The sequence below is a fragment of the Pseudomonas hygromyciniae genome (assembly GCF_016925675.1).
GTDB lineage: Bacteria > Pseudomonadota > Gammaproteobacteria > Pseudomonadales > Pseudomonadaceae > Aquipseudomonas > Aquipseudomonas hygromyciniae.
The window spans coordinates 17375-41654 of the sequence record NZ_CP070506.1; the positions used below are offsets into that span (position 1 = coordinate 17375).

At 62.3% G+C, this 24280-nt stretch carries 24 protein-coding genes; 12 read left to right on the forward strand and 12 right to left on the reverse strand.

Features of this window, described 5'->3' with window-relative positions:
- Window positions 1-7: 7 nt before the first annotated feature.
- Window positions 8-895 carry a lysophospholipid acyltransferase gene (locus JTY93_RS00075; RefSeq protein ID WP_169990807.1) on the forward strand — a complete coding sequence of 296 codons (888 nt, stop codon included), beginning with the start codon at window positions 8-10 and terminating at the stop codon, window positions 893-895.
- A 135-nt stretch (window positions 896-1030) separates the two neighbouring features.
- On the opposite strand, the gene JTY93_RS00080 is transcribed toward JTY93_RS00075, so the two are convergent.
- Genes JTY93_RS00080 through def form a run of 5 tightly spaced genes read right to left on the reverse strand, consistent with a single transcriptional unit; the run spans window position 1031 to window position 5582 of the window.
- Window positions 1031-1342, reverse strand: coding sequence for a tetratricopeptide repeat protein (locus tag JTY93_RS00080; protein WP_205476149.1), 312 nt, complete (start codon window positions 1340-1342; stop codon window positions 1031-1033).
- Window positions 1343-1360: 18 nt separating this feature from the next.
- On the reverse strand, window positions 1361-2734 hold the full coding sequence (gene trkA / locus JTY93_RS00085; RefSeq protein WP_057957876.1) for a Trk system potassium transporter TrkA: 1374 nt from the start codon (window positions 2732-2734) through the stop codon (window positions 1361-1363).
- A gap of 23 nt (window positions 2735-2757) precedes the next feature.
- Window positions 2758-4068: a 16S rRNA (cytosine(967)-C(5))-methyltransferase RsmB gene (gene rsmB / locus JTY93_RS00090; RefSeq protein ID WP_205476148.1), complete on the reverse strand. Its 1311-nt coding sequence runs from the start codon at window positions 4066-4068 to the stop codon at window positions 2758-2760.
- Window positions 4068-5018: a methionyl-tRNA formyltransferase gene (fmt, locus tag JTY93_RS00095; protein ID WP_205476147.1), complete on the reverse strand. Its 951-nt coding sequence runs from the start codon at window positions 5016-5018 to the stop codon at window positions 4068-4070. The genes rsmB and fmt overlap by 1 nt, the downstream gene beginning before the upstream one ends.
- 57 nt (window positions 5019-5075) lie before the next feature.
- The gene (gene def / locus JTY93_RS00100; protein WP_029290229.1) at window positions 5076-5582 is read right to left on the reverse strand and encodes a peptide deformylase; all 507 of its coding nucleotides are present in this window, start codon (window positions 5580-5582) and stop codon (window positions 5076-5078) included.
- A 265-nt stretch (window positions 5583-5847) separates the two neighbouring features.
- Between def and dprA the strand changes: the two genes are divergently transcribed.
- The gene (gene dprA / locus JTY93_RS00105) at window positions 5848-6942 is read left to right on the forward strand and encodes a DNA-processing protein DprA (RefSeq protein ID WP_169990803.1); all 1095 of its coding nucleotides are present in this window, start codon (window positions 5848-5850) and stop codon (window positions 6940-6942) included.
- A 54-nt stretch (window positions 6943-6996) separates the two neighbouring features.
- Window positions 6997-7554 (forward strand): L-threonylcarbamoyladenylate synthase type 1 TsaC, encoded by a 558-nt coding sequence (gene tsaC, locus JTY93_RS00110; RefSeq protein WP_169990802.1) that lies wholly within the window; start codon window positions 6997-6999, stop codon window positions 7552-7554.
- Window positions 7555-7677: 123 nt separating this feature from the next.
- On the opposite strand, the gene JTY93_RS00115 is transcribed toward tsaC, so the two are convergent.
- A complete protein-coding gene (locus tag JTY93_RS00115; RefSeq protein ID WP_205476146.1) occupies window positions 7678-8655 on the reverse strand; it encodes an NADPH:quinone reductase in 978 nt (325 codons plus the stop codon).
- A 160-nt stretch (window positions 8656-8815) separates the two neighbouring features.
- Between JTY93_RS00115 and hemF the strand changes: the two genes are divergently transcribed.
- Both hemF and aroE read left to right on the forward strand, forming a co-directional pair.
- Complete coding sequence (gene hemF / locus JTY93_RS00120; RefSeq protein WP_205476145.1) at window positions 8816-9748, forward strand: oxygen-dependent coproporphyrinogen oxidase; 933 nt, start codon at window positions 8816-8818, stop codon at window positions 9746-9748.
- Complete coding sequence (gene aroE / locus JTY93_RS00125; protein ID WP_205476144.1) at window positions 9748-10572, forward strand: shikimate dehydrogenase; 825 nt, start codon at window positions 9748-9750, stop codon at window positions 10570-10572. Before hemF ends, aroE begins: the two co-directional genes overlap by 1 nt.
- Before the next feature lie 65 nt (window positions 10573-10637).
- On the opposite strand, the gene JTY93_RS00130 is transcribed toward aroE, so the two are convergent.
- The 3 genes from JTY93_RS00130 to betC form a co-directional block, all read right to left on the reverse strand.
- Window positions 10638-12200 carry a SulP family inorganic anion transporter gene (locus JTY93_RS00130; RefSeq protein WP_205476143.1) on the reverse strand — a complete coding sequence of 521 codons (1563 nt, stop codon included), beginning with the start codon at window positions 12198-12200 and terminating at the stop codon, window positions 10638-10640.
- Window positions 12201-12352: 152 nt separating this feature from the next.
- Complete coding sequence (gene choX / locus JTY93_RS00135; RefSeq protein WP_205476142.1) at window positions 12353-13270, reverse strand: choline ABC transporter substrate-binding protein; 918 nt, start codon at window positions 13268-13270, stop codon at window positions 12353-12355.
- A gap of 19 nt (window positions 13271-13289) precedes the next feature.
- Window positions 13290-14804, reverse strand: a complete 1515-nt coding sequence (gene betC / locus JTY93_RS00140; protein ID WP_205476141.1) for a choline-sulfatase — start codon at window positions 14802-14804, stop codon at window positions 13290-13292.
- 103 nt (window positions 14805-14907) lie between these two features.
- Between betC and JTY93_RS00145 the strand changes: the two genes are divergently transcribed.
- From JTY93_RS00145 to JTY93_RS00170, 6 genes are all read left to right on the forward strand, one after another.
- Complete coding sequence (locus JTY93_RS00145; RefSeq protein WP_205476140.1) at window positions 14908-15831, forward strand: choline sulfate utilization transcriptional regulator; 924 nt, start codon at window positions 14908-14910, stop codon at window positions 15829-15831.
- 125 nt (window positions 15832-15956) lie between these two features.
- The gene (locus JTY93_RS00150; protein WP_205476139.1) at window positions 15957-16283 is read left to right on the forward strand and encodes a DOPA 4,5-dioxygenase family protein; all 327 of its coding nucleotides are present in this window, start codon (window positions 15957-15959) and stop codon (window positions 16281-16283) included.
- A 163-nt stretch (window positions 16284-16446) separates the two neighbouring features.
- Window positions 16447-17412, forward strand: a complete 966-nt coding sequence (locus JTY93_RS00155; RefSeq protein ID WP_205476138.1) for a 2-dehydro-3-deoxygalactonokinase — start codon at window positions 16447-16449, stop codon at window positions 17410-17412.
- Between the two features lies 1 nt (window position 17413).
- The gene (locus tag JTY93_RS00160) at window positions 17414-18034 is read left to right on the forward strand and encodes a 2-dehydro-3-deoxy-6-phosphogalactonate aldolase (protein ID WP_092232355.1); all 621 of its coding nucleotides are present in this window, start codon (window positions 17414-17416) and stop codon (window positions 18032-18034) included.
- Window positions 18035-18082: 48 nt separating this feature from the next.
- Window positions 18083-19231: a galactonate dehydratase gene (gene dgoD / locus JTY93_RS00165; protein WP_029290255.1), complete on the forward strand. Its 1149-nt coding sequence runs from the start codon at window positions 18083-18085 to the stop codon at window positions 19229-19231.
- A 138-nt stretch (window positions 19232-19369) separates the two neighbouring features.
- Window positions 19370-20686, forward strand: a complete 1317-nt coding sequence (locus tag JTY93_RS00170; RefSeq protein WP_169990792.1) for an MFS transporter — start codon at window positions 19370-19372, stop codon at window positions 20684-20686.
- A gap of 117 nt (window positions 20687-20803) precedes the next feature.
- Here the strand turns inward: JTY93_RS00170 and trpA are convergent, their stop codons facing one another.
- Together trpA and trpB are read right to left on the reverse strand one after the other, a co-directional pair.
- Window positions 20804-21613: a tryptophan synthase subunit alpha gene (gene trpA / locus JTY93_RS00175; RefSeq protein WP_205476137.1), complete on the reverse strand. Its 810-nt coding sequence runs from the start codon at window positions 21611-21613 to the stop codon at window positions 20804-20806.
- Window positions 21613-22839, reverse strand: coding sequence for a tryptophan synthase subunit beta (gene trpB / locus JTY93_RS00180; RefSeq protein WP_205476136.1), 1227 nt, complete (start codon window positions 22837-22839; stop codon window positions 21613-21615). The genes trpA and trpB overlap by 1 nt, the downstream gene beginning before the upstream one ends.
- Before the next feature lie 108 nt (window positions 22840-22947).
- Between trpB and JTY93_RS00185 the strand changes: the two genes are divergently transcribed.
- The gene (locus tag JTY93_RS00185) at window positions 22948-23844 is read left to right on the forward strand and encodes a LysR family transcriptional regulator (RefSeq protein WP_205518964.1); all 897 of its coding nucleotides are present in this window, start codon (window positions 22948-22950) and stop codon (window positions 23842-23844) included.
- On the opposite strand, the gene JTY93_RS00190 is transcribed toward JTY93_RS00185, so the two are convergent.
- The gene (locus JTY93_RS00190) at window positions 23841-24167 is read right to left on the reverse strand and encodes an ElaB/YgaM/YqjD family protein (RefSeq protein ID WP_169990789.1); all 327 of its coding nucleotides are present in this window, start codon (window positions 24165-24167) and stop codon (window positions 23841-23843) included. The genes JTY93_RS00185 and JTY93_RS00190 overlap by 4 nt on opposite strands.
- Window positions 24168-24280: the final 113 nt, after the last annotated feature.

The following is a 24280-nucleotide window of genomic DNA, read 5'->3' on the forward strand; positions in this document are numbered from 1 at the left end:
GTGACTTGTGGAAAAGTTAAAAGGCGCCTTGCTGGTAGGCGCTCTGCGATTGTTTGCCCTGCTGCCCTGGCGCGCCGTGCAAGCCGTAGGTTCAGCCATTGGCTGGATCATGTGGAAAACCCCCAACCGCTCCCGCGATACGGTGCGGATCAACCTCTCCAAGTGTTTCCCGGACATGGACCCGGTCGAGCGTGAGCGCCTGGTCGGCCAAAGCCTGATGGACATCGGCAAGTCCCTGACCGAAAGCGCCTGCGCCTGGATCTGGCCGGCCCAGCGTTCCATCGACCTGGTGCGCGAAGTCGAAGGCCTGGAAGTGCTGCAGCAAGCCCTGGCCTCGGGCAAAGGCGTGGTTGGTATCACCAGCCACCTGGGCAACTGGGAAGTGTTGAATCACTTCTATTGCAGCCAGTGCAAACCGATCATTTTCTACCGCCCGCCCAAGCTCAAGGCGGTGGATGACCTGCTGCGCAAGCAACGCGTGCAGTTGGGCAACCGGGTGGCGGCGTCCACCAAGGAAGGCATCCTCAGTGTCATCAAGGAAGTGCGCAAGGGCGGCCAGGTGGGGATTCCCGCTGACCCGGAGCCGGCGGAATCGGCCGGGATCTTCGTACCGTTCTTCGCTACCCAGGCGCTGACCAGCAAGTTCGTGCCGAACATGCTCGCCGGCCATAAGGCGGTGGGCGTGTTCCTGCATGCCCTGCGGCTGCCGGATGGCTCGGGTTACAAAGTGATCCTGGAAGCGGCGCCCGAGGACATGTACAGCACCGACACGGCCACGTCCTGTGCGGCGATGAGCAAGGTGGTGGAGCGTTATGTGGGCGCTTACCCGAGCCAGTACATGTGGAGCATGAAGCGCTTCAAGAAACGCCCGCCGGGCGAGGCGCGGTGGTACTGATTCGCGACTGACTCAAGGTCGATGCAAAACCAATGTGGGAGCGGGCTTGCTCGCGAATGCAGAGTCTCAGTCACTGAATGTGTAGCTGATACACCGCATTCGCGAGCAAGCCCCCTCCCACATTTTTGGTTCCGGTTAAGCCTGGCGGTCGAGTTTCTTCAGGAACACCGTCATCTCTTTTTCGGCCTGCTTGTCGCCGTGGGCCTGGGCCGCTTCGATGCCCTTCTCCCATGCCTGCTGTGCCGCGCTTTTATCGCCCAGCGCAGCATGCGCCTTGCCCAACAACTTCCACGCCGCCGAATACTTCGGATCAAACCCGACGCACTTGCCTAGATGCTCGACGGCCTTGGCATTGTCCTTCAAGTCCAGATAACCCTTGCCCAAGCCAAAGCGCAGCAGCGAGTTATCCACACCCTTGGCGAGCATTTTTTCCAGGGATTCGAGCATGTCGGTCTCTCCGTCAGATCAAAAAAAGCTCAACCCCACGTGGAACAATTTCTCCACATCGCGGATATGTTTTTTATCCACCAGGAACAGAATCACATGGTCCCCTGTGGCGATCACCGTGTCGTCGTGGGCGATGATCACTTCTTCATCCCGAATGATCGCGCCAATGGTGGTGCCCGGTGGCAAGCCAATATCGCGAATCGCCCGGCCGATCACCTTGCTCGACTTGGAGTCACCGTGGGCAATCGCCTCGATGGCTTCCGCCGCGCCCCGGCGCAATGAGTGCACGCTGACGATATCGCCGCGCCGCACGTGGGCCAGCAAGGTGCCGATGGTCGCCAATTGCGGGCTGATGGCAATGTCGATGTCGCCGCCCTGGATCAGGTCCACATAGGCGGGGTTGTTGATGATGGTCATCACCTTCTTCGCCCCCAGCCGCTTGGCCAGCAGCGACGACATGATATTGGCCTCGTCGTCGTTGGTCAGGGCCAGGAAGATATCGGCGTCGGCGATGTTCTCTTCCATCAGCAGGTCACGATCCGAAGCGCTGCCTTGCAGTACCACGGTGCTGTCGAGGGTGTCGGACAAATACCGGCAGCGTGCCGCGTTCATCTCGATGATCTTCACCTGATAGCGGCTTTCGATGGCCTCGGCCAGGCGCTCGCCGATCTGCCCGCCGCCGGCGATGACGATGCGTTTGTAGCTCTCGTCGAGCCGGCGCATTTCGCTCATCACTGCACGGATGTTGGCCTTGGCGGCGATGAAGAATACTTCGTCGTCGGCTTCGATCACCGTGTCGCCCTGGGGCAGGATTGGCCGGTCGCGGCGGAAAATCGCGGCCACGCGGGTTTCCACATTCGGCATATGTTCACGCAACTGGCGCAGTTGCTGGCCCACCAGCGGCCCGCCGTAGTAGGCCTTGACCGCCACCAGTTGCGCCTTGCCTTCGGCGAAGTCGATCACCTGCAGTGCACCGGGGATTTCGATCAGGCGCTTGATGTAGTGGGTGACCACCTGCTCCGGGCTGATCAGCACGTCCACCGGAATCGCGTCGTTGTCGAACAGGCCGGCGCGGGTCAGGTAGGCCGCTTCACGCACTCGGGCGATCTTGGTCGGGGTATGGAACAGGGTATGGGCGACCTGGCAGGCGACCATATTGGTCTCGTCGCTATTGGTCACCGCCACCAGCATATCGGCGTCGTCGGCGCCGGCCTGGCGCAGCACGGTGGGGAACGAGGCACGGCCCTGAACCGTACGGATATCCAGGCGATCGCCCAGGCCGCGCAGGCGTTCGGCGTCGGTGTCGACCACGGTAATGTCGTTGGCTTCACTGGCCAAATGCTCGGCCAGCGTACCGCCGACCTGCCCTGCGCCAAGGATGATGATCTTCATCCGGTCACTCCCTTAAAAACCATTCAACCGCGTGCAGCGGCAATCTTGATCAGCTTGGCGTAATAGAAGCCATCGTGCCCACCTTCCTGCGCCAGTAGCTGGCGGCCATGGGGCTGCTTGATGCCCGCGGCGGTGGCAATGTCCAACTCCCGCGCGCCGCTGGTGCGGGCGAGGAAGGCTTGGATTACCTCGGTATTTTCGGTCGGTAACGTCGAACAGGTGGCGTAGAGCAGGATGCCACCGACTTCCAGTGTCGGCCACAGCGCGTCCAATAGCTCGCCTTGCAGCACAGCCAGGGCGGCGATGTCGTCGGGTTGGCGGGTCAGTTTGATATCCGGGTGGCGGCGGATCACCCCGGTTGCAGAGCACGGTGCATCGAGCAGGATGCGCTGGAACGGTTTGCCATCCCACCAGGTGGCGGTGTCGCGCCCGTCGGCGGCAATCAGTTCGGCGTCCAGGCCCAGGCGTGCGAGGTTTTCGCGCACGCGCACCAGGCGCTTGGCTTCCAGATCCACGGCCACCACGCCGGCCAGGTTGGGCTGGACTTCCATGATGTGGCAGGTCTTGCCGCCAGGCGCGCAGCAGGCGTCCAGCACCCGTTGGCCGGGCGCGAGGTCGAGCAGGTCGGCGGCCAGTTGCGCGGCTTCGTCCTGCACGCTGATCCAGCCTTCGGCAAAGCCTGGCAGGCTGCGGACATCGCCAGCCGTTTCGAGGACTATGCCGTCCTGGCTGTACACACAGGCGCTGGCGTTGATGCCGGCATCTGCCAGCAGCGTGAGATAGGCATCGCGGCTGTTGTGGCGGCGATTGACCCGCAGAATCATCGGCGGATGCGCATTGTTGGCGGCGCAGATGGCTTCCCACTGCTGGGGCCAGAACGCCTTGAGGGATTTTTGCAGCCAGCGCGGGTGTGCGGTGCGCACTACCGGATCGTGCTCCAACTCGGCCAGCAATGCCTCGCTTTCGCGCTGGGCGCGGCGCAGCACGGCGTTGAGCAAGGCCTTGGCCCAGGGTTTTTTCAGCTTGTCGGCGCAGCCCACGGTTTCGCCGATGGCGGCGTGGGCCGGCACACGGCTGTAGAGCAACTGGTAAAGGCCCACCAGCAGCAGCGCCTCGACGTCGGCATCGGCCGCCTTGAACGGCTTTTGCAGCAACTTGGCCGCCAGCGCCGATAGGCGCGGCTGCCAGCGGGCGGTGCCAAATGCCAGGTCCTGGGTGAAACCGCGATCACGGTCTTCGACTTTATCCAGTTGCACCGGCAACGAGCTGTTCAGGGAAGCCTTGCCATTGAGCACGGCGGCCAGGGCCTTGGCGGCGGCCAAACGCGGGTTCATCAAGCGTCCACTCCGAGGATGATGCCGGGGGCAAATTTCTCACGGCGGCTGTTGAACAAGTCGCTGAAGTTAAGCGCCTTGCCACCGGGCAATTGCAGACGGGTCAGACACAAGGCCTGCTCCCCGCACGCTACCAACAGGCCTTCCTTGCTGGCACCGATGATTTCACCGGGCGCCCCATGGCCTTCGGCCAGGTTGGCGGCGAGGACTTTCAAGGCTTCGCCATTGAGGGTGCTGTGGCAGATCGGCCATGGGTTGAACGCGCGGACCAGGCGTTCCAGCTCCACGGCCGGGCGGCTCCAGTCGATGCGCGCTTCGTCCTTGTTCAGCTTGTGGGCGTAGGTGGCGAGGCTGTCGTCCTGCACTTCGCCTTCCAAGGTGCCAGCCGCGAGGCCGGCAATGGCCTGGATCACCGCAGGCGGGCCCATCTCGGCCAGGCGGTCGTGCAGGCTGCCACCGGTGTCTTGTGCGGTGATGGGCGTGGTGACCTTGAGCAGCATCGGCCCGGTGTCGAGGCCGGCTTCCATGCGCATCACGGTCACGCCGCTTTCGGCGTCACCGGCTTGCACCGCGCGCTGGATCGGCGCGGCACCGCGCCAGCGTGGCAGCAGCGAGGCGTGGCTGTTGATGCAACCCAGGCGCGGGATATCCAGCACGGCTTGCGGGAGGATCAGGCCGTAGGCCACCACCACCAACAGGTCCGGCTTCAGCGCGGCCAGTTCAGCCTGGGCCTCGGCGTTGCGCAGGGTGGGCGGTTGCAGCACGACGATGCCGTGCTCCAGGGCCAGTTGCTTGACCGGGCTGGGCATCAGTTTTTGCCCACGGCCGGCCGGGCGGTCCGGCTGGGTGTACACCGCGACGATTTCATAAGGGCTGGCAAGCAGGGCCTTGAGGTGTTCGGCGGCAAATTCGGGGGTGCCGGCAAAAACGATGCGCAGTGGCTCGGTCATGGGAAACGTCTCACAAAAGAAAAAGGCTTGCCGGAGCAAGCCTTTGGAAGAAGGGAATCAAGCTTGCTGGCGATGCTTCTTTTCCAGTTTCTTCTTGATCCGGTCGCGTTTGAGCGTGGACAGGTAATCGACAAACAGCTTGCCGTTGAGGTGGTCGCACTCGTGCTGGATACACACGGCCAGCAGGCCTTCGGCAATCAGCTCGAAGGGCTTGCCGTCACGGTCCAGGGCCTTGATCTTGACGCGCAGCGGGCGTTCGACGTTCTCGTAGAACTCCGGCACCGACAGGCAGCCTTCCTGGTACTCGCCCATTTCGTCGGTCAGCGGCTCGAACTCGGGGTTGATGTACACCATCGGTTCGCTGCGATCTTCGGACAGGTCCATGACCACCACGCGCAGGTGCACATTGACCTGGGTCGCGGCGAGGCCGATGCCCGGGGCTTCATACATTGTTTCAAACATGTCATCGACCAACTGACGGACCTTGTCGTCCACTACGGCCACCGGTTTGGCGATAGTGCGCAAGCGCGAGTCGGGGAATTCGAGGATGTTCAAAATAGCCATAAGCGTAATTGCTGCACATGTGAGGTAAAGGCAAATCGGCCTCGGGACAACCCGCACGACCGGTGTGAAACGCTCGCAGGCCGCGAAGGCCAAGGCAATTCACGCGAACCGACATAATAAAGGAGATTGCCCCCATGAGGAAATCGCTACTCGTCTTCAAAACGGGATGCCCGATTGGGCGGTGATAACCCGTTGCAATAATTAGCCTGCTACAGAAGTTACCAACAGAGTTATCCACAGCTTGTTCCAGATCAAGGATGATCATATGTCAGTAATCCATACCCCGGATATTTCCCCTGCCGAGCTGGAAGCCCGCCTGCGTTTGCACCGCATGCCGCAGCTCGGTCCCAGGCGTTTCAAGACATTGATCGAGGCCTTTGGCTGCGCCTCGAAAGCCATCGGCGCGCCGGCCAGTGCCTGGCGTTCCCTGGGGTTGCCGGCGGCCTGCGCCGAAGCCCGGCGCAGCGTGCAAGTGCGTGATGGCGCCAGCGTCGCATTGGCCTGGCTAGAGCGTCCGGCCCAGCATTTGCTGATGTGGGACCAGCCCGACTACCCAGCCTTGCTGGCCGAGCTGGACGATGCGCCACCGCTGTTATTCGTGGCTGGCAGCCCCGCTATCCTGGAAAAACCGCAGTTGGCCATGGTCGGCAGCCGCCGAGCTTCCCGGCCCGGAATGGATACGGCGGCGGCCTTTTCCCGCAGCCTGGCAAGCGCCGGTTTTGTCATTACCAGCGGCCTGGCCCTGGGCATCGATGGGGCGGCCCACCAGGCTGCATTAGATGTCGGGGGGCAGACTATCGGCGTGCTGGGCACCGGCCTGGAAAATTTTTATCCACAGCGCCACCGCCGACTCGCCGAGGCGATGATTGCCCAGGGCAGCGCGGTAGTTTCCGAGTTCCCGCTGGACGCCGGTCCCCAGGCCGGCAACTTCCCACGGCGCAACCGCATTATCAGTGGCCTGTCCCTGGGCGTGCTGGTGGTAGAGGCCAGTGTCGCCAGCGGCTCGTTGATCACTGCGCGGCTGGCGGCCGAGCAGGGGCGTGAGGTCTACGCCATACCGGGGTCGATTCATCATCCAGGGGCCAGGGGCTGCCACCAACTGATCCGTGAGGGTGCGGTGCTGGTGGAAACCATCGAGCACATCCTCGAAGGGCTGCGCGGCTGGCAGGCGTTGTCGCGGCCCGCACCGGTGGCGGTGACCCATCCGCTGGTGGCGCTGTTGCACGCGGCACCCCACACCAGCGAAAGCCTGGCCATCGCCAGCGGTCAGAGCCTGTCTCAGGTGTTGGCCAGCCTTACCGAGCTGGAACTGGAGGGCCGGGTGATCTGCGAAAGTGGCCGCTGGCTTGCGCGCAGTTAGGTTTTGTAACGAAGATCGGTAAACTGCGCAGAGCTTTAGTCCGGAGAGTGAGTAATGGTCAACAGGTGGCGTGTGCAAGAAGCCGCACGAGAAATTCGCGCAGGCGCGGTGATTGCCTATCCGACCGAGGCCGTGTGGGGCCTGGGCTGCGACCCGTGGAACGAAGAGGCGGTGGATCGCTTGCTGGCGATCAAGGGCCGGTCGGTGGATAAGGGGCTGATTCTGGTCGCCGACAATATCCGGCAATTCGACTTTCTGTTTGAGGATTTCCCCGACACCTGGATCGACCGCATGGCCAGTACCTGGCCGGGGCCCAATACCTGGCTGGTGCCCCATCAGGATCTGCTGCCTGAATGGATTACCGGTAAGCACGACACCGTGGCATTGCGGGTCAGTGATCATCCGCTGGTACGGGATCTGTGTTCGCTGGTGGGGCCGCTGATTTCCACCTCTGCCAACCCACAAGGCCGGCCGGCGGCGCGCTCGCGGATCCGGGTGGAGCAGTATTTCCGGGGTCAGGTGGATCGGGTGCTGGGTGGCAGTTTGGGTGGGCGCAAGAACCCGAGTTTGATTCGGGATCTGGCGACAGGCGAGGTGCGGCGCCCGTCTTGAGACCGTGGTGCTGCCATCGCGAGCAAGCCCGCTCCCACATTCGAGTGCATTCCCATGTTGGAAATCGGTCAAATGTGGGGGCGGGCTTGCCCGCGATAGCGGTCTGCCAAACAACCGAGATCTTTATGGCAGCAAAATGGTCGACCCAGTCGTCCGCCGCCCCGACAACTCCACCTGCGCCTTCGCCGCCTCCGCCAACGAGTAACGCTGGTTGATATCAATGCGCACCTTACCGCTTTCGATCATGGCAAACAGGTCATCGGCCATTGCCTGCAGGTTCTGCGGATTGTTGGCGTAGGTCGCCAGTGTCGGCCGGGTCACGTACAGCGAGCCTTTCGCCGCCAGAATCCCCAGGTTCACCCCGTCCACCGCACCCGACGCATTACCGAAACTCACCAGCAGGCCCCGGGGCGCGACGCTGTCCAGCGAGGCGAGCCAGGTGTCCTTGCCGACGCCGTCGTACACCACCGGGCATTTTTTGCCGTCGGTCAGTTCCAGCACCCGCTGCGGGACGTTTTCCGTGCTGTAGTCGATGGTTTCCCAGGCGCCGAGGGATTTGGCCAGGGCGGCTTTTTCCGGTGAACTGACCGTACCGATCAATTTCACACCCAGGGCCTTGGCCCATTGGCAGGCCAGGGAACCGACGCCACCGGCAGCGGCGTGGAACAGGATGGTTTCACCGCCTTTCAACTCATAGGTCTGGCGCAACAGGTACTGCACGGTCAGGCCTTTGAGCATGGCCCCAGCAGCCTGTTCGAAGCTGATCCCATCCGGCAGATGCACCAGGTTGGCGGCCGGCAACACATGCAGCTCGCTATAGGCACCCAGCGGGCCACTGCCGTAGGCCACGCGATCGCCAACCTTGAATTGTGTGACTTCGCTGCCCACCGCCTCCACCACCCCAGCGCCTTCTGCGCCCAGGCCTGAAGGCAAGGCTGGCGGTGCATACAGGCCACTGCGAAAGTACGTGTCGATAAAGTTCAGGCCAATGGCCTTGTTCAACACGCGAACCTGCTGTGGGCCGGGCTGCGCGGGTGTGTAGTCCACATACTCAAGTACTTCGGGGCCGCCATGGGCGCTGAACTGGATACGTTTGGCCATCTGCTCTGTCCTCAAGTCTGTTTCGCGAAAGGCTCCTATCGGACTCCTATGCTTGATCTTCGTCAACTGTGGCAGCGCCCGGCGCGGTGGTATCCTGTGCGCCCATTTGCCGCCGACGCCCAATGGCCTCGCGTAGCTTTGCCCGATTCAAGGTGATGCCATGACTACCCGCACCGAGGCTGTTAAAGCCTACCTGCTCGACCTGCAAGACCGCATTTGCAGCGCCCTGGAAACCTTTGAGGCGGATACGCGCTTTATCGAAGATGCCTGGACCCGCCCAGCCGGCGGCGGTGGCCGCACGCGGGTGATTGAGAACGGGGCGGTGATCGAGAAAGGCGGCGTCAACTTTTCCCATGTATTCGGCAGTGGCCTGCCACCGTCCGCCAGTGCCCACCGTCCGGAACTCGCCGGTCGTGGTTTTGAAGCCCTTGGCGTGTCACTGGTGATCCACCCGCATAACCCCCATGTGCCGACTTCCCACGCCAATGTGCGATTTTTCATCGCCGAGAAAGAAGGTGAAGAGCCTGTCTGGTGGTTCGGTGGTGGCTTCGACCTGACGCCTTACTACGGCAACGAAGAAGACTGCATCCACTGGCACCGTGTGGCTGAGCAGGCCTGCGCACCGTTTGGCGCAGACGTTTACCCGCGCTACAAGGCCTGGTGCGACAGCTACTTCCACATCAAGCATCGCAACGAGCCCCGTGGGATCGGCGGCCTGTTCTTCGATGACTTGAACGAGTGGGACTTCGACACCTGCTTCGCCTTTATGCGCGCCATTGGCGATGCCTACATCGATGCCTACCTGCCGATCGTCCAGCGTCGCCAGGCGCTGGCCTATACCGAGCAGCAACGCCAGTTCCAGGAGTTCCGCCGTGGGCGCTACGTGGAGTTCAACCTGGTGTACGACCGTGGCACGCTGTTTGGCCTGCAATCGGGCGGGCGCACCGAGTCGATCCTGATGTCGCTGCCACCGCAAGTGCGCTGGAGCTATGACTGGAAGGCTACCGCCGGCAGCGAAGAAGCACGTTTGACCGATTATTTCCTGCAAGACCGTGACTGGCTCGGCCTTGCTGCGCCCCAGGCGGCCAACTGATGGATCGCTATGTGGTGTTCGGCAACCCCATCGGCCACAGCAAGTCGCCGCTGATCCATCGTCTGTTCGCCGAGCAGACGGGCGAGGCGTTGGACTACAGCACTCTGCTGGCGCCGCTTGAGGATTTCACCGGCTGTGCCCGGGAATTTTTCCTGCACGGGCGCGGCGCCAACGTCACGGTGCCATTCAAGGAAGAGGCCTACCGCCTGGCCAACGCCCTGACCGAGCGCGCGCAACGCGCAGGCGCGGTGAACACCCTGAGCAAGCTGGCCGATGGCAGCCTGTTGGGTGATAACACCGACGGTGCTGGCCTGGTGCGCGACTTGACCGTCAACGCCGGCTTGAGCCTGGCGGGCAAGCGCATCCTGCTGCTCGGCGCCGGTGGCGCGGTGCGCGGTGCGTTGGAGCCACTGCTGGCGCAACAGCCGGCCTCCCTGATCATCGCCAACCGCACCGTGGAAAAAGCCGAGTTGCTGGCCGAACTGTTCGATGACCTGGGTCCGGTCTCCGCCAGTGGCTTCGACTGGCTGAGTGAGCCGGTGGACCTGATCATCAACGCCACTTCCGCGAGCCTGTCAGGCGATGTACCGCCAATTGCCAGCAGCCTGATCGAACCGGGCAAGACCTTTTGCTACGACATGATGTATGCCAAGGAACCGACGGCCTTCTGCCGCTGGGCCACAGAGCACGGCGCGGCAGTGGCGATGGATGGCCTGGGCATGTTGGTGGAGCAAGCGGCGGAAGCCTTCTACCTGTGGCGCGGCGTGCGCCCGGATTCGGCGCCGGTGCTGGCCGAGCTGCGGCGCCAGTTGGCAACCCAATGATTTTCAGGCCGCTGAAGATCAAATGTGGGAGCAGGCAAGCCAGCTCCCACAGTTTTTGAGCGAATTCAGTCTTCGAAATGGATGGGGCACTTGTCGGCCCCTTCCAGCTTTTTCAACTCTTCGACCACCTGCGGTCGCGCCCGGCGCAACGTCAGGCTGCGCCCCAACCCGCGCAACCGGCGGGCTTCCTGGTGCAGCATCTCAACCCCGGAATAGTCGATAAAGTTGATCTGTTGCGCCTCGATCACCACCCGTTGGCCTTGCAGGCGCTGCAAGCGCACTTGCAGGTAGTGGCTGGCGCCAAAGAAGATCGAGCCCCCGACCCGCAGCACATCGTCGTCACCGTCGCGCCACTGTTGCACCCGTGGCTGCGAGGTGCGCTTGAGGTAGAAGAACAGCGATGCCAGCACGCCTGCATAAATCGCCGTTTGCAGCTCTAGCAGCAAGGTGGCCAGGCATGTCAGGCCCATCACCACAAACTCCGCACGGCTGACCCGCCACAGTGCGCGAATGCCCCGATGATCCACCAGGCCCCAGCAGATCAGCAGGATGCTGGCCGCCATGCTCGGGATCGGAATGTGCGCGATCAGTACCGCACCGAACAGCGCAAACAAGGCGACCCACAACGCAGAAAACACCCCCGCCAGCGGCGAACAGGCGCCAGCCTCGTAGCTCAGGCCCGAGCGGGTGAAGGATCCGGCCGACAGGTAGCCGGAGAAAAATCCGCCGACGATATTGGATAAACCCTGTGCACGTACTTCCTGATTGGCGTCGAGCACTTGCTGCGAACGCGCCGACAGCGAGCGGGCAATCGACAGGCTGGTCACCAGCCCCAGCATGCCCACTGCCACGGCGCTGGGCAGCAGGCGCAGGATCATATCCAGGTCCAGCGGCAACGGGCTGAACGGCGGCAGTTGGCCGACAAATGAGCTGACCCGCGCCACATGCCCGAACATCGCCGGCCACGCCCACGCCACCAGGCTGCCGAGGACCAGGGCAATCAACAGGCTCGGCCAGCGCGGCACGCAGTATTTGAGCAGCACGCCTACCAGCAAGGTGCCAAGCCCGAGGGCCAGTGACGGGCGATCCCATTCGCCGCCGTGGTCGATCAGCGCCAGCAGGCTGTTGAACGCCGTGCCCTGGCTGGGCAGGTCGAGCCCCAGCAGGTTGGGCAATTGACCCAGGGCAATAACAGCTGCCGCGCCAAGGGTGAAGCCGAGGACTACGGAATGGGAGACGAAATTGACCAGCGCGCCAAAGCGCAACATGCCCAACAGCCACTGGAAGACGCCGGCGAGCAAGGTCAGCAACAGGATCAAGGTGATGTAGTCCTGCGACCCGGGCACCGCCAGGGGGCTGATGCTGGCGTAGAGCACAATGGAAATCGCCGCCGTCGGGCCGCAGATCAAATGCCACGAAGAGCCCCACAGACAGGCAATCAGCACCGGGACGATCGCCGCATACAGGCCGTATTCGGGAGGCAGGCCGGCGATCAGGGCATAGGCGATCGATTGCGGCAAGGCCAGCACTGCGCCGCTGAGGCCGACCAGCGCATCCCGGCCGACGCTGGCGCGGGTCTGGCGCGGTAGCCAGCGCAGGAATGGAAGCAGAGTGTGGGGCCGGGACATGGATCGCTCGAAATACTGTAGGAGCGAGCTTGCTCGCGAAGATGGATAACGATAACGCGGGTTGCCTGAAAAAACGCGGCGTTTTCGAGTTCTTCGCCGGCAAGCCGGCTCCTACAGGGTGATAGGAAGACCTGTAGGAACCAGGGCAATATTTAGAGTTTGGCTTTGACCGCCGCCAATGCCTCCTGGCCATCGAGGGTTTCAACCCCCTCCAGCCACTTGTCCAAAACTGCCGGGTTGGCCTTGATCCACGCCTTGGCCGCTTCGCTATTGCTGACCTTGTTGTTCACCACCTTGGCCATGATGCTGTTCTCCATGTCCTGGGTGAACTTAAGGTTGGTCAGCAGTTTGGCCACATTCGGGCAGGCCTGTGCATAACCTTTGCGCGTCAGGGTGTACACGCTGCCGGTGTCGCCGAAGTATTTTTCCCCGCCCTTGAGGTAGCGCATCTTCAACTGCACGTTCATCGGGTGCGGTGTCCAGCCGAGAAAGGTGACGAAACGTTCGCGTTTCACCGCCCTGGACACTTCGGCCAGCATCGCCTGCTCGCTGGACTCGATCAGCTTCCATTGGCCGAGGTCGAAGTCGTTCTTCTGGATGATTTCCTTCAGCGAAAGGTTGGCCGGCGCGCCGGACCCGATGCCGTAGATCTTCTTGTCGAACTTGTCGGCGAATTTATTCAGATCGGCAAAGTCATGCACGCCGGCCTCCCACACATAGTCCGGCACCGCGAGGGTGAACTCTGTGCCTTCAAGGTTCTTGGCCAGTTGCACCACATCGCCATTGGCCACGAACTTGTCGTAGAAGCCCTGATGCGCTGGCATCCAGTTGCCCAAAAACACATCCACCTGGCCGTCCTTGAGCCCGCCATAAGTGATTGGCACCGCCAGGGTATCGATCTTGGCCTTGTAACCCATGCCACTGAGTAAAAAGCCGGCGATGGCATTGGTGGCGGCAATGTCGCTCCAGCCGGGATCGGCCATCTTCACCGTCTCGCAACGGGCGTCGGCATACACGTGGGTAGCACTGAGCAACAACACGGCACTCACGACTGTGGATAACTTTTGCATGGCCTTCCCCTTACTGGATTTATTGGTTTTGGCAGGGTTGTGGATAACGAGCCTTGCGCTCCAGATCGTCGAGGTCGATATGGTTGCGCATGTATTGCTGGCTGGCGTCGACCAGCGGCTGGTGATCCCAGCTCTTGAGTTTGCCCACCGCCAACGCTTCGCCTACCAGACGCCGGCGGCGCTGGCTGGCGAGCACGTGCTGGTGGATCGCGGGCATGTCCCATTTGGCCCGCGCCTCGGCCAGGAAGGCTTCGAACAGCGTGCGATGGGCTGGCGACTGACTGAGTTCTTCCTGCTCACGAGGGTCGCGGTGAACATCGAACAACAAGCAGGGATCGTCCTCGCTGTAGATGAATTTGTAGGCGCCCCGGCGAATCATCATCAGCGGGCCGATGGTGCCTTCGGCCATGTATTCGCCAAACACTTCGTCATGCCCGCCCTGCCCTAGCAAGTGCGGGACCAGTGAGCGGCCGTCCAGGGGCAGGTTGGCGTCCAGTTCACCGCCGGCCAACTCCACCAGGGTCGGCAACAGGTCGGCGGTGGACACCGCCGCACTCACCCGCCCGGCCTGGAATTGCCCCGGCGCACTGACCAGCAGCGGCACCCGGGCGGCCATTTCAAACCAGTGCATTTTGTACCAGAGCCCACGCTCGCCGAGCATGTCGCCGTGGTCGCCGGAGAACACGATGATCGTGTCTTCGGCCAGGCCAGTGTCTTGCAACGTTTGCAGGAGTTTGCCGACATTGCTGTCGATATAGCTGCACGCCCCGAAGTAAGCACGCCGTGCATCGCGGATCTTATCCACAGGCAGCGGCTTATCCCACAGGTCATACACCTTGAGCAGACGCTGGGAGTGCGGATCCAGGTCGGCCTGGGCCGGCGTTGTAGGCATCGGGATGTCGTTATCGTCGTACAGATCCCAGAACGGCTTGGGAATGGTGTACGGGTCGTGGGGATGGGTCATAGACACCGTCAGGCAGAACGGCTGGTCGCCGTCCTCGCGAATATGGTCGAACAGGTATTGCTGGGCCTTGAACACCACCTCTTCGTCGAAATCCAGTTGGTTGGTGCGCACACATGGGCCAGCTTGCAGCACCGACGACATATTGTGATACCAGGTGGGGCGCACGTCGGGCTCATCCCAGTTCACCGCCCAACCATAGTCGGCGGGGTAGATATCGCTGGTGAGGCGCTCTTCGTAGCCGTGCAGTTGGTCCGGCCCGCAGAAATGCATCTTGCCCGACAGCGCCGTGCGATAGCCGAGGCGGCGCAGGTAGTGGGCGTAGGTCGGTACATCGGCGGGGAAATCCGCCGCGTTGTCGTAGGCGCCGATCTTGCTCGGCAACTGGCCGCTGACCAGGGTAAAACGCGACGGCGCACACAGCGGGCTGTTGCAGTACGCGGCGTCGAACACCACGCCTTGGGCGGCCAGGCGGCTGAGGTTGGGCAGTTTGATTGGCGAAGGACCGTAGAACGGAAGCAACGGCGCGGCCATTTGATCGGCCATGATGAAAAGAATGTTCTTGCACTTCATGGTTTCCCGGCATTCCATAGTCAATGTTTATGCGATTGAGCATGCAGGCCATGTAAAACGGGGTAAAGCCCATGAAAAGCAATGTCTAGGATAAGTACCACTTATGTATGAAACCCTGGGAAACCTGTCGCTGGACCTGCTGCGTGCTTTTGAAGCCGCCGCCCGTCATCGCAGCTTCACGGCAGCGGCGATGGAGCTGGGCACTACCCAGCCGGCGGTCAGCCAGCAGATCAAACGCCTGGAGGAACAGCTGGCGGTGCGTCTGTTCGACCGTATCTACCGGGGCATCGAATTGACGGATGCGGGCATGTTGCTGTTCGAACACGTCCAGGCCGGCTTGCAGAGCATCAATACGGGCCTGAGCACGATCACCCAACAGGATCAGCATGAAGTGCTGCAAGTGGCCACCGACTTTGCCTTCGCCGCCTATTGGTTGATGCCGCGCCTGCATCGCTTTCACGAAGCCAACCCGCAGGTGGATGTGAGCCTAGTCACCAGCGAGCGCAATCACGCGACCTTGCGCAGCGATATCGACGTGGCGGTGCTGTTTGGTGACGGTCGTTTCAAGCAGGGCGACAGCCAGTGGCTGTTCAACGAAGAAGTGTTTCCGGTGTGCAGCCCGCAACTGCTCAAGGGCCGCACCACGCCGCTGTCTCTGCAGAGCCTGCAGCAATTGCCGTTGCTGCACCTGCGCCAGGAAAACAATAGCCAGTGGTTCGACTGGAACGGGGTATTTCGCGAGCTGGGGATCACCGCCGCACCGACGCCTGGGCCGCTGCGCTTTGACAATTACACCCTGCTGATCCAAGCAGCGATTGCCGGCCAGGGCGTGGCCATTGGCTGGCGCCACCTGGTGGATAACCTGCTCGAGCAAAACTGGCTGTGCCGGCCGATTGGCGACACGGTGATCTCGCGCTTTGGCTATTACGTGGTATTGCCCCAGCGCAAACGGCGTGGGCAGTTGATCGAGCGGTTTGTCGACTGGCTGGCGGCCGAGCAGGCCAGTAGCCTGATGCCGCCCCATTGAGAGCATCTTGTGACAAGGGGACAAGCCCCCCTTGCCACAGAGTTGCCTCATCGCTGAGCCTCCCAGGCTTGGCCTGCCGTCGATTGCGGTCTAGGATCGGCCGATCAACGAGTCCGGAGCCAGTCATGCAACGTATCAAGGGCTATCACGCCCATATCTACTTCGACGCCAGCACCCTCGACCAGGCGCGCAAGCTCTGCGAAGACGCGGCGGCCATCTTCCCGGTGCGCATGGGGCGCATGCATGAGCGCCCGCTGGGCCCGCATCCGGACTGGAGCTGCCAGTTGGCGTTCGACCCGCAGTACATCGGCGTGGCGTTGCCGTGGTTGGCCCTAAATCGCAACGGCTTGGTGGTGTTTCTGCACCCCGATACCGGCAATGACCTGAAGGACCATACCGACTACGCGATCTGGATGGGGGCCATGCGTCCGTTGGACTTGTCTATTTTTTAACCAGTTTCTGTCGGTCGAATCCTCACGTTCATGTGCGAAGAAAAGCACGGGGACGTGGGGATTTTTTCTGCGACGTTCCACTATATGGGATGTGTATTTATATATTGAGATATTCCAGGCCTTAGGTTTATAGTCGGCCATCTGCCACATTCCAGGTGAAGCGATGCCGGCGCACTTGATCGCGCTCGATTGGGGAACCAGTTCCCTTCGTGCTTATAAACTCGGCCGCGATGGCCAGGTCCTCGAACAGCGCTCGCTGGCGTCGGGGATCATGCATTTGCCCAGCGAACCGCGGTTGATTGCCGGCGCTCACTGCCGCGATGGTTTTGAGCTGGCCTTTGATGCCGCGTGCGGCGACTGGCTCGACGCGCAGCCCGATCTGCCGGTGATCGCCTGCGGCATGGTCGGCAGCGCCCAGGGTTGGGGCGAAGCGGCCTATCGCCATACGCCGGTCGACGTCGCCAGCCTGGGCCTGGCGCTGCACAAGGTGCGCAGCCTGCGCGGTGTGGATGTGCATATCGTGCCCGGCGTGATCGAGCAGGTCGGTTTGCCCAACGTGATGCGCGGCGAAGAAACCCAGGTGCTTGGCGTACTGCAAGGCCTGCCGGCCAGCGCTGGATTATTGATCGGCTTGCCCGGCAGCCATTCCAAATGGGTCGAGGTGGTCGATGGCTGCATCACCCACTTCGACACCTTCATGACCGGTGAGCTGTTCGCGGTGCTGAGCACCCACAGCATTCTCGGGCGCACACAAAAGATCGCCGGGCAGTTCCAGGCCGAGGCCTTTGACCGAGGCGTGCAGGTGGCGCTTTCCCCGGATGGCCAACGCGGTGTGCTGTCGACGCTATTCAGCGCACGCACCCTGGGGCTGACCGCTGAACTGGCTGCCGAGCAGCAGCCGGACTACTTGTCCGGCCTGCTGATCGGCCATGAACTGGCCGGTTTGCCCGACCGTACTCGCAACACGCCGATCATCCTGGTGGGCGCCGCCGCCCTTTGCGCCCGCTATCAACGTGCCCTCGCCCTGTGTGGTTTCAGCCAAGTCAGCCTCGCGCAACAAGCGACCGAGCGCGGTCTGTGGCAATTGGCGCTGGCCGCCGGGCTCACTCAACCTGCAATCGAGGCCTGACATGCTCAAGCAAGCACTCACACACAACGGTTTGATCGCGATCCTGCGGGGCCTGCGCCCGGATGAGGCTGGCGCTGTCGGCCAGGTGCTGTACCAGGCCGGGTTGCGGGTGATCGAAGTGCCGCTCAACTCGCCCGATCCCTACACCAGCATCCGCACCCTGCGTGAGACGTTGCCCGCCGATTGCCTGATCGGCGCCGGCACGGTGCTGACGCCCGAGCAGGTGGAACAGGTGAAGGCGGCCGGCGGCCAGGTCATCGTCATGCCCCACAGCGATGCCAAGGTGCTACGTGCGGCTAAAGCTGCGGGCCTGTACCTGTCGCCCGGGGTCGCGACGCCCACCGAAGCCTTTGCCGCCCTGGCTGAAGGCGCCGATGTGCTGAAGCTGTTCCCCGCCGAGCAAATGGGTCCGGCGGTGGTCAAGGCCTGGCTGGCAGTGTTGCCGGCCGGCACGGTGCTGCTGCCGGTGGGCGGGATTACCCCGGACAACATGCAAGTGTTCGTCGACGCCGGGGTCAAGGGCTTTGGCCTGGGCTCCGGGCTTTACAAGCCCGGCATGACGGTCGAGCAGGTGGCGAGCCGTGCCCAGGCGTATGTCGCTGCCTGGAACGCCCTGAACTGAGTGTGCCTGGCGATCCAGGCGCTGCATCCGACAAGAGAGAACAAGAAGATGAAAATCACCAAACTGACCACCTTTATCGTGCCGCCGCGCTGGTGCTTCCTCAAAGTGGAAACCGACCAGGGCGTGACCGGTTGGGGCGAGCCCGTGGTTGAAGGCCGCGCCCACACCGTGGCGGCTGCGGTCGAAGAACTGTCTGACTACTTGATCGGCAAAGACCCACGCAATATCGAAGATATCTGGACGGTGCTGTATCGCGGCGGCTTCTACCGCGGTGGCGCGATCCATATGAGTGCGCTGGCCGGCATCGACCAAGCGCTGTGGGACATCAAGGGCAAGGCCCTCGGTGTGTCAGTCAGCGACCTGCTGGGCGGCCAGGTGCGGGACAAGATCCGCGTCTATTCGTGGATCGGCGGCGACCGCCCGGCCGACACCGCCCGCGCCGCCAAGGAGGCCGTGGCCCGTGGGTTTACAGCGGTGAAGATGAACGGCACCGAGGAGCTGCAATTTCTCGACACCTTTGACAAGGTCGACCAGGCCCTGGCCAACGTCGCTGCCGTGCGCGATGCGGTCGGCCCGAATGTCGGCATCGGTGTGGACTTCCATGGTCGCGTGCACAAGCCCATGGCCAAGGTGCTGATGAAAGAGCTGGATGCGTACAAGCTGATGTTCATCGAAGAACCGGTGCTGAGCGAAAACTACGAAGCGCTCAAAGAGCTGGCGCCTTTGACCAGCACCCCGATTGCCCTGGGTGAGCGGTTGTTTTCGCGCTGGGACTTCAAGCGTGTGCTCAGTGAAGGTTACGTCGACATCATCCAGCCGGACGCGTCCCACGCCGGCGGCATCACCGAAACCCGCAAGATCGCCAATATGGCCGAAGCCTACGACGTGGCCCTCGCCCTGCACTGCCCGCTGGGCCCGATTGCCCTGGCGGCATGCCTGCAACTGGACGCGGTTTGCTACAACGCGTTTATCCAGGAGCAAAGCCTGGGCATTCACTACAACGAAAGCAACGACCTGCTCGACTACGTGCGCGATCCGGGTGTTTTCGACTACGACCAGGGCTTTGTGAAGATCCCCAACGGGCCGGGGCTGGGGATCGAGATCAACGAAGAATACGTGATCGAACGGGCCGCCATCGGCCATCGCTGGCGCAACCCGATCTGGCGGCATGCCGATGGCAGCTTTGCCGAGTGGTAATAACGCGGTCCATGTGGGAGCTGGCTTGCCTGCGATAGCGATGTTGAATGTTCCACCGCCATCGCAGGCAAGCCAGCTACCGCCTCCCAGTCAGATAGCCGTCAACCGACCTCAATAAACATAATAAGAGGCTCCCCCATGCACCCTGAAACCCTCACCGGGCAGGCATCTTTAGTCACGCCCAGCCGCAAGCGCTACTTCATCATGGTCCTGTTGTTTATCACGGTGGTGATCAACTACCTGGACCGCAGCAACCTGTCGATTGCGGCGCCGGCCCTGACCAGCGAACTGGGCATCGACCCGGTGCATGTGGGGCTGATTTTCTCGGCGTTCGGCTGGACCTACGCCGCCATGCAAATCCCCGGCGGCTGGTTGGTGGACCGGGTGCCGCCGCGCATCCTTTACACCGCCGCCCTGCTGCTTTGGTCCATCGCCACGGTGATGCTGGGATTTGCCGCCAGCTTCATCGCCCTGTTCGTGTTGCGCATGGCGGTGGGCGCCCTGGAAGCACCGGCCTATCCAATCAACAGCCGGGTGGTCACCAGTTGGTTTCCCGAGCGTGAGCGCGCCACGGCCATTGGCTTCTACACGTCGGGGCAGTTCGTCGGGCTGGCATTCCTCACCCCGGTGCTGGCCTGGTTGCAGCACCACTATGGCTGGCACATGGTGTTTATCAGCACCGGCGCGGTAGGCATTCTATGGGCGCTGGTGTGGTACGCGGTGTACCGCGAGCCGCGCGATTTCAAAGGGGTCAACAGCGCGGAAATCGAGCTGATCCGCGCAGGCGGCGGGCTGGTGGACCTGGATGCACAAACCGCCAAGCGCAAGGCGCCGTTCAGTTGGGTCGACCTGGGTATCGTCCTGACTAAACGCAAACTGTGGGGCATCTACCTGGGCCAGTTCTGCCTGAACTCGACCCTGTGGTTTTTTCTGACGTGGTTCCCGACCTACCTGGTGAAATATCGCGGCATGGACTTCATCAAGTCCGGCCTGCTCGCCTCGCTGCCCTTCCTCGCGGCGTTTGTCGGGGTGTTGTGTTCCGGGTTGTTTTCCGACTGGCTGATCCGCCGGGGCGCCTCGGTAGGCTTTGCGCGCAAGTTGCCGATCATCAGCGGCTTGCTGATTTCTACGGCGATCATCGGCGCCAACTTCGTCGATTCGACGCCGCTGGTGATTGCGTTCCTGGCGGTGGCGTTTTTTGGCAATGGCCTGGCGTCGATTACCTGGTCGCTGGTCTCGACCCTGGCTCCGGCGCGGCTGTTGGGGTTGACGGGTGGGGTGTTCAACTTCATCGGCAACCTGGCGGCGATCACCACGCCCATCGTCATTGGCTTTTTGGCCACGGGCGACTCGTTTGCGCCGGCGATTACCTACATTGCGGTGCTGGCGCTGTTGGGAGCGCTGTCCTACATATTGCTGGTGGGTAAGGTCGAACGTATCGAGCTGAAGGAATAAAGCTGTTGTAGGAGCGAGCTTGCTCGCGAAGATCGTCAACGACAACACGGGCATCCTGAATGAGCGCGTTGTCTTGGCGTTTTTCGCGAGCAAGCTCGCTCCTACAAGGGGTGGGGATTATTTACGGGCGTTGCGTACACCTTCCGACAAGGCTGCACACAGGCTCAACACCCCATCAATCGCTTGCTGGTCGTTGCTGGCATTGGCGATGTGGTCGATCAGCGCCGAACCCACCACCACACCGTCCGCCAAGCGGGCGATGGCAGCGGCTTGTTCCGGGGTGCGGATGCCAAAGCCGATGCTGATCGGCAGGTCGGTATGCCGGCGCAGGCGGCCGACCGCTTCTTCGACGTGTTCCAGGGTGGCGGCACCGGCACCGGTTACACCGGCAACCGACACGTAGTACACAAAACCCGAGCTGCCGTTGAGCACCGTGGGCAGGCGTACATCGTCGGTGGTCGGCGTGGTCAGGCGGATAAAGTCGATGCCCGCGGCCTGGGCCGGGTCGCACAGTTCGCTGTTATGTTCCGGCGGTACGTCGACCACGATCAGGCCATCGACGCCGGCTTCTTTTGCGTCAGCGATAAAACGTGGCACGCCATACATGTGGATCGGGTTGAAGTAGCCCATCAACACCAGCGGCGTATCGCTGTTGTCCTTGCGGAACTCGCGCACCATCTGCAGGGTTTTCACCAGATTCTGCTTGGCGCCCAACGCCCGGATGTTGGCCAGTTGGATCGCTGGGCCGTCGGCCATCGGGTCGGTGAAGGGCATGCCCAACTCGATCACATCGGCGCCGGCTGCCGGCAAGCCCTTGAGGATCGCCAGGGAGGTGTCATACCCCGGGTCGCCAGCGGTGACGAAGGTCACCAGGGCGGCGCGGTTTTGTTCCTTGAGTTGCGCAAAGCGGGTTTGCAGGCGGCTCATCAGTGTTTCTCCTGCTTGGCGGTTTCCATATGGTGCATCACGGTCTGCATGTCCTTGTCGCCACGGCCTGACAGGTTGACCACCATCAGGTGATCCTTGGGCAGGGTCGGGGCGCGCTTGAATACTTCAGCCAGGGCATGGGCGCTTTCCAGTGCCGGAATAATCCCTTCCAGGCGACAGCATTTGTGAAAGGCGTCGAGGGCTTCGTCGTCCGTCACCGAGGTGTACTGGACGCGGCCGATATCGTGCAACCACGCGTGCTCAGGGCCGATGCCGGGGTAATCCAGGCCCGCGGAAATCGAGTGGGCGTCGATGATCTGGCCATCGTCGTCCTGCAACAGGAAGGTCCGGTTGCCATGCAGCACACCCGGTACGCCGCCGTTGAGGCTGGCGGCGTGCTTGCCGGTTTCGATGCCGTAGCCGGCCGCTTCAACGCCGATGATCTGCACACTGGTGTCATCGAGGAACGGGTGGAACAGGCCCATGGCATTCGAGCCACCGCCGATGCATGCCACCAGGCTGTCCGGCAGGCGGCCTTCCTGGGCTTGCAACTGGGTGCGGGTTTCCTTGCCGATCACCGCCTGGAAGTCGCGCACCATTGCGGGGTACGGGTGCGGGCCGGCGACGGTGCCGATCAGGTAGAAGGTGCTGTCGACGTTGGTCACCCAGTCGCGCAGGGCTTCGTTCATCGCATCCTTGAGGGTGCCGGTGCCGGCAACCACCGGGATCACTTCGGCGCCCAGCAGCTTCATGCGGAATACGTTGGCCTGCTGGCGCTCGATGTCGGTGGTGCCCATGTAGATCACGCATTGCAGGCCAAACCGCGCGGCAACGGTGGCGGTGGCCACGCCGTGCATGCCGGCGCCGGTCTCGGCGATGATGCGTTTCTTACCCATGCGCCGTGCCAGCAGGATCTGGCCGATGCAGTTGTTGATCTTGTGCGCGCCGGTGTGGTTCAGCTCTTCGCGCTTGAGGTAGATCTTGGCGCCGCCGCAGAATTCGGTCAGGCGTTCGGCGAAATACAGCGGGCTTGGGCGTCCGACGTAATCGCGCTGGAAGTAGGTCAGTTCTTCGTTGAAGGCCGGATCGATCTTTGCCGCTTCGTATTCGCGGGCCAGGTCTAGGATCAACGGCATCAGGGTTTCCGCCACGTAGCGGCCGCCGAACGCGCCAAACAGGCCGTTGGCGTCAGGGCCGTTGCGTAAATCGGTCTGGGACTGAGTCATGGGACGCTCCAGGAAGAAGTGTGGAAGAGGCAATGACGGCCACTCTACCTCTGACGCTGCACGGTGAAAACCGATAAGATCGCCGCAACCTGTCAGGAAAACTCACAGATGAATCGAGACCTTCCGCCCCTTAATGCCCTGCGTGCGTTCGAAGCCACTGCCCGCCTCAATAGCGTCAGCCAGGCCGCAGAGCAATTGCATGTGACCCACGGCGCCGTCAGCCGACAACTGAAAGTGTTGGAAGAACACCTGGGTGTGAGTCTGTTCGTCAAGGATGGGCGTGGCATTAAACTCACAGATGCCGGCGTGCGGCTGCGCGATGCCAGCTTCGAGGCGTTCGAGCGCTTGCGCGATGTGTGCGGGGAGTTGACCCAGAGCAGCGTCGACGCGCCGTTTGTCCTCGGCTGCTCCGGCAGTTTGCTGGCGCGCTGGTTTATTCCACGGCTAGGGCGCTTGAATGCGGACTTGCCGGATTTGCGCCTGCACCTGTCGGCGGGCGAAGGCGACCTTGATCCAAGGCGGCCTGGCCTGGACGCCCTGCTGCTGTTTGCCGAGCCACCGTGGCCTGCGGATATGCAGGTGTACGAACTGGCCAGCGAGCGCATCGGCCCGGTGATGAGCCCGCACTTTGCCCACTATCAAGCCCTGCGCCAGGCACCTGCGCAGGCTTTGTTAGACGAGGCTTTGTTGCACACCACCTCACGCCCGCAAGCCTGGCCCAACTGGGCGCAGCACCATGGCATCGACGCCGGCGCGTTGAAGTACGGCCAGGGTTTTGAGCATTTGTATTATTTGCTGGAGGCGGCCGTGGCAGGCCTGGGGGTGGCGATCGCACCGCAACCGCTGGTGGCGGAGGATGTGCGCGCCGGTCGCCTGGTTGCGCCGTGGGGCTTTAGCCAGACCCCGGCGCAACTGGCGTTGTGGCTACCCAAGCGCGCCGCGGATGGGCGCGCCCGGCAGTTGGCGCAGTGGCTCAAGGCTGAGCTGGCGCGCCAACCGGTTTAGTCACCGCGTTTGCACAGCAGGTAAGCCGCCAGCAGGCCCAGCGCGCCAACGGCAACGCCGGCGGTGGTCCACGGGTGCTCCTGGGCATAGTCACGGGTGGCAACCCCGGTTTCGCGGATTTTGACTTTGCTTTCTTCGTAGGCATCGCTGATCAGGTGGCGCGAATGCTTCAGCGCGCTCTCAGCGTTGGCTTTGAGGGCCTTAAGGGTTTTGCGCGACTCGTCGGATGCATCGTCCTTGAGGCTCTCAAGGGATTTGAGCAGGCTCGAAATCTCGGCTTCCATGCTTTCCAATGACGCTTTGCGTAAAGAGGTGTTGGCCATGTGGGCTCTCCTGGAGTGAATGAGTAACGTGTGTTGATTCCGACTGCGGGGGTTTCAGAAAGTGCAGTAAATCTGAACTTTCAAGTGAGAAGTACCGCCAGAAGCAGTACGAA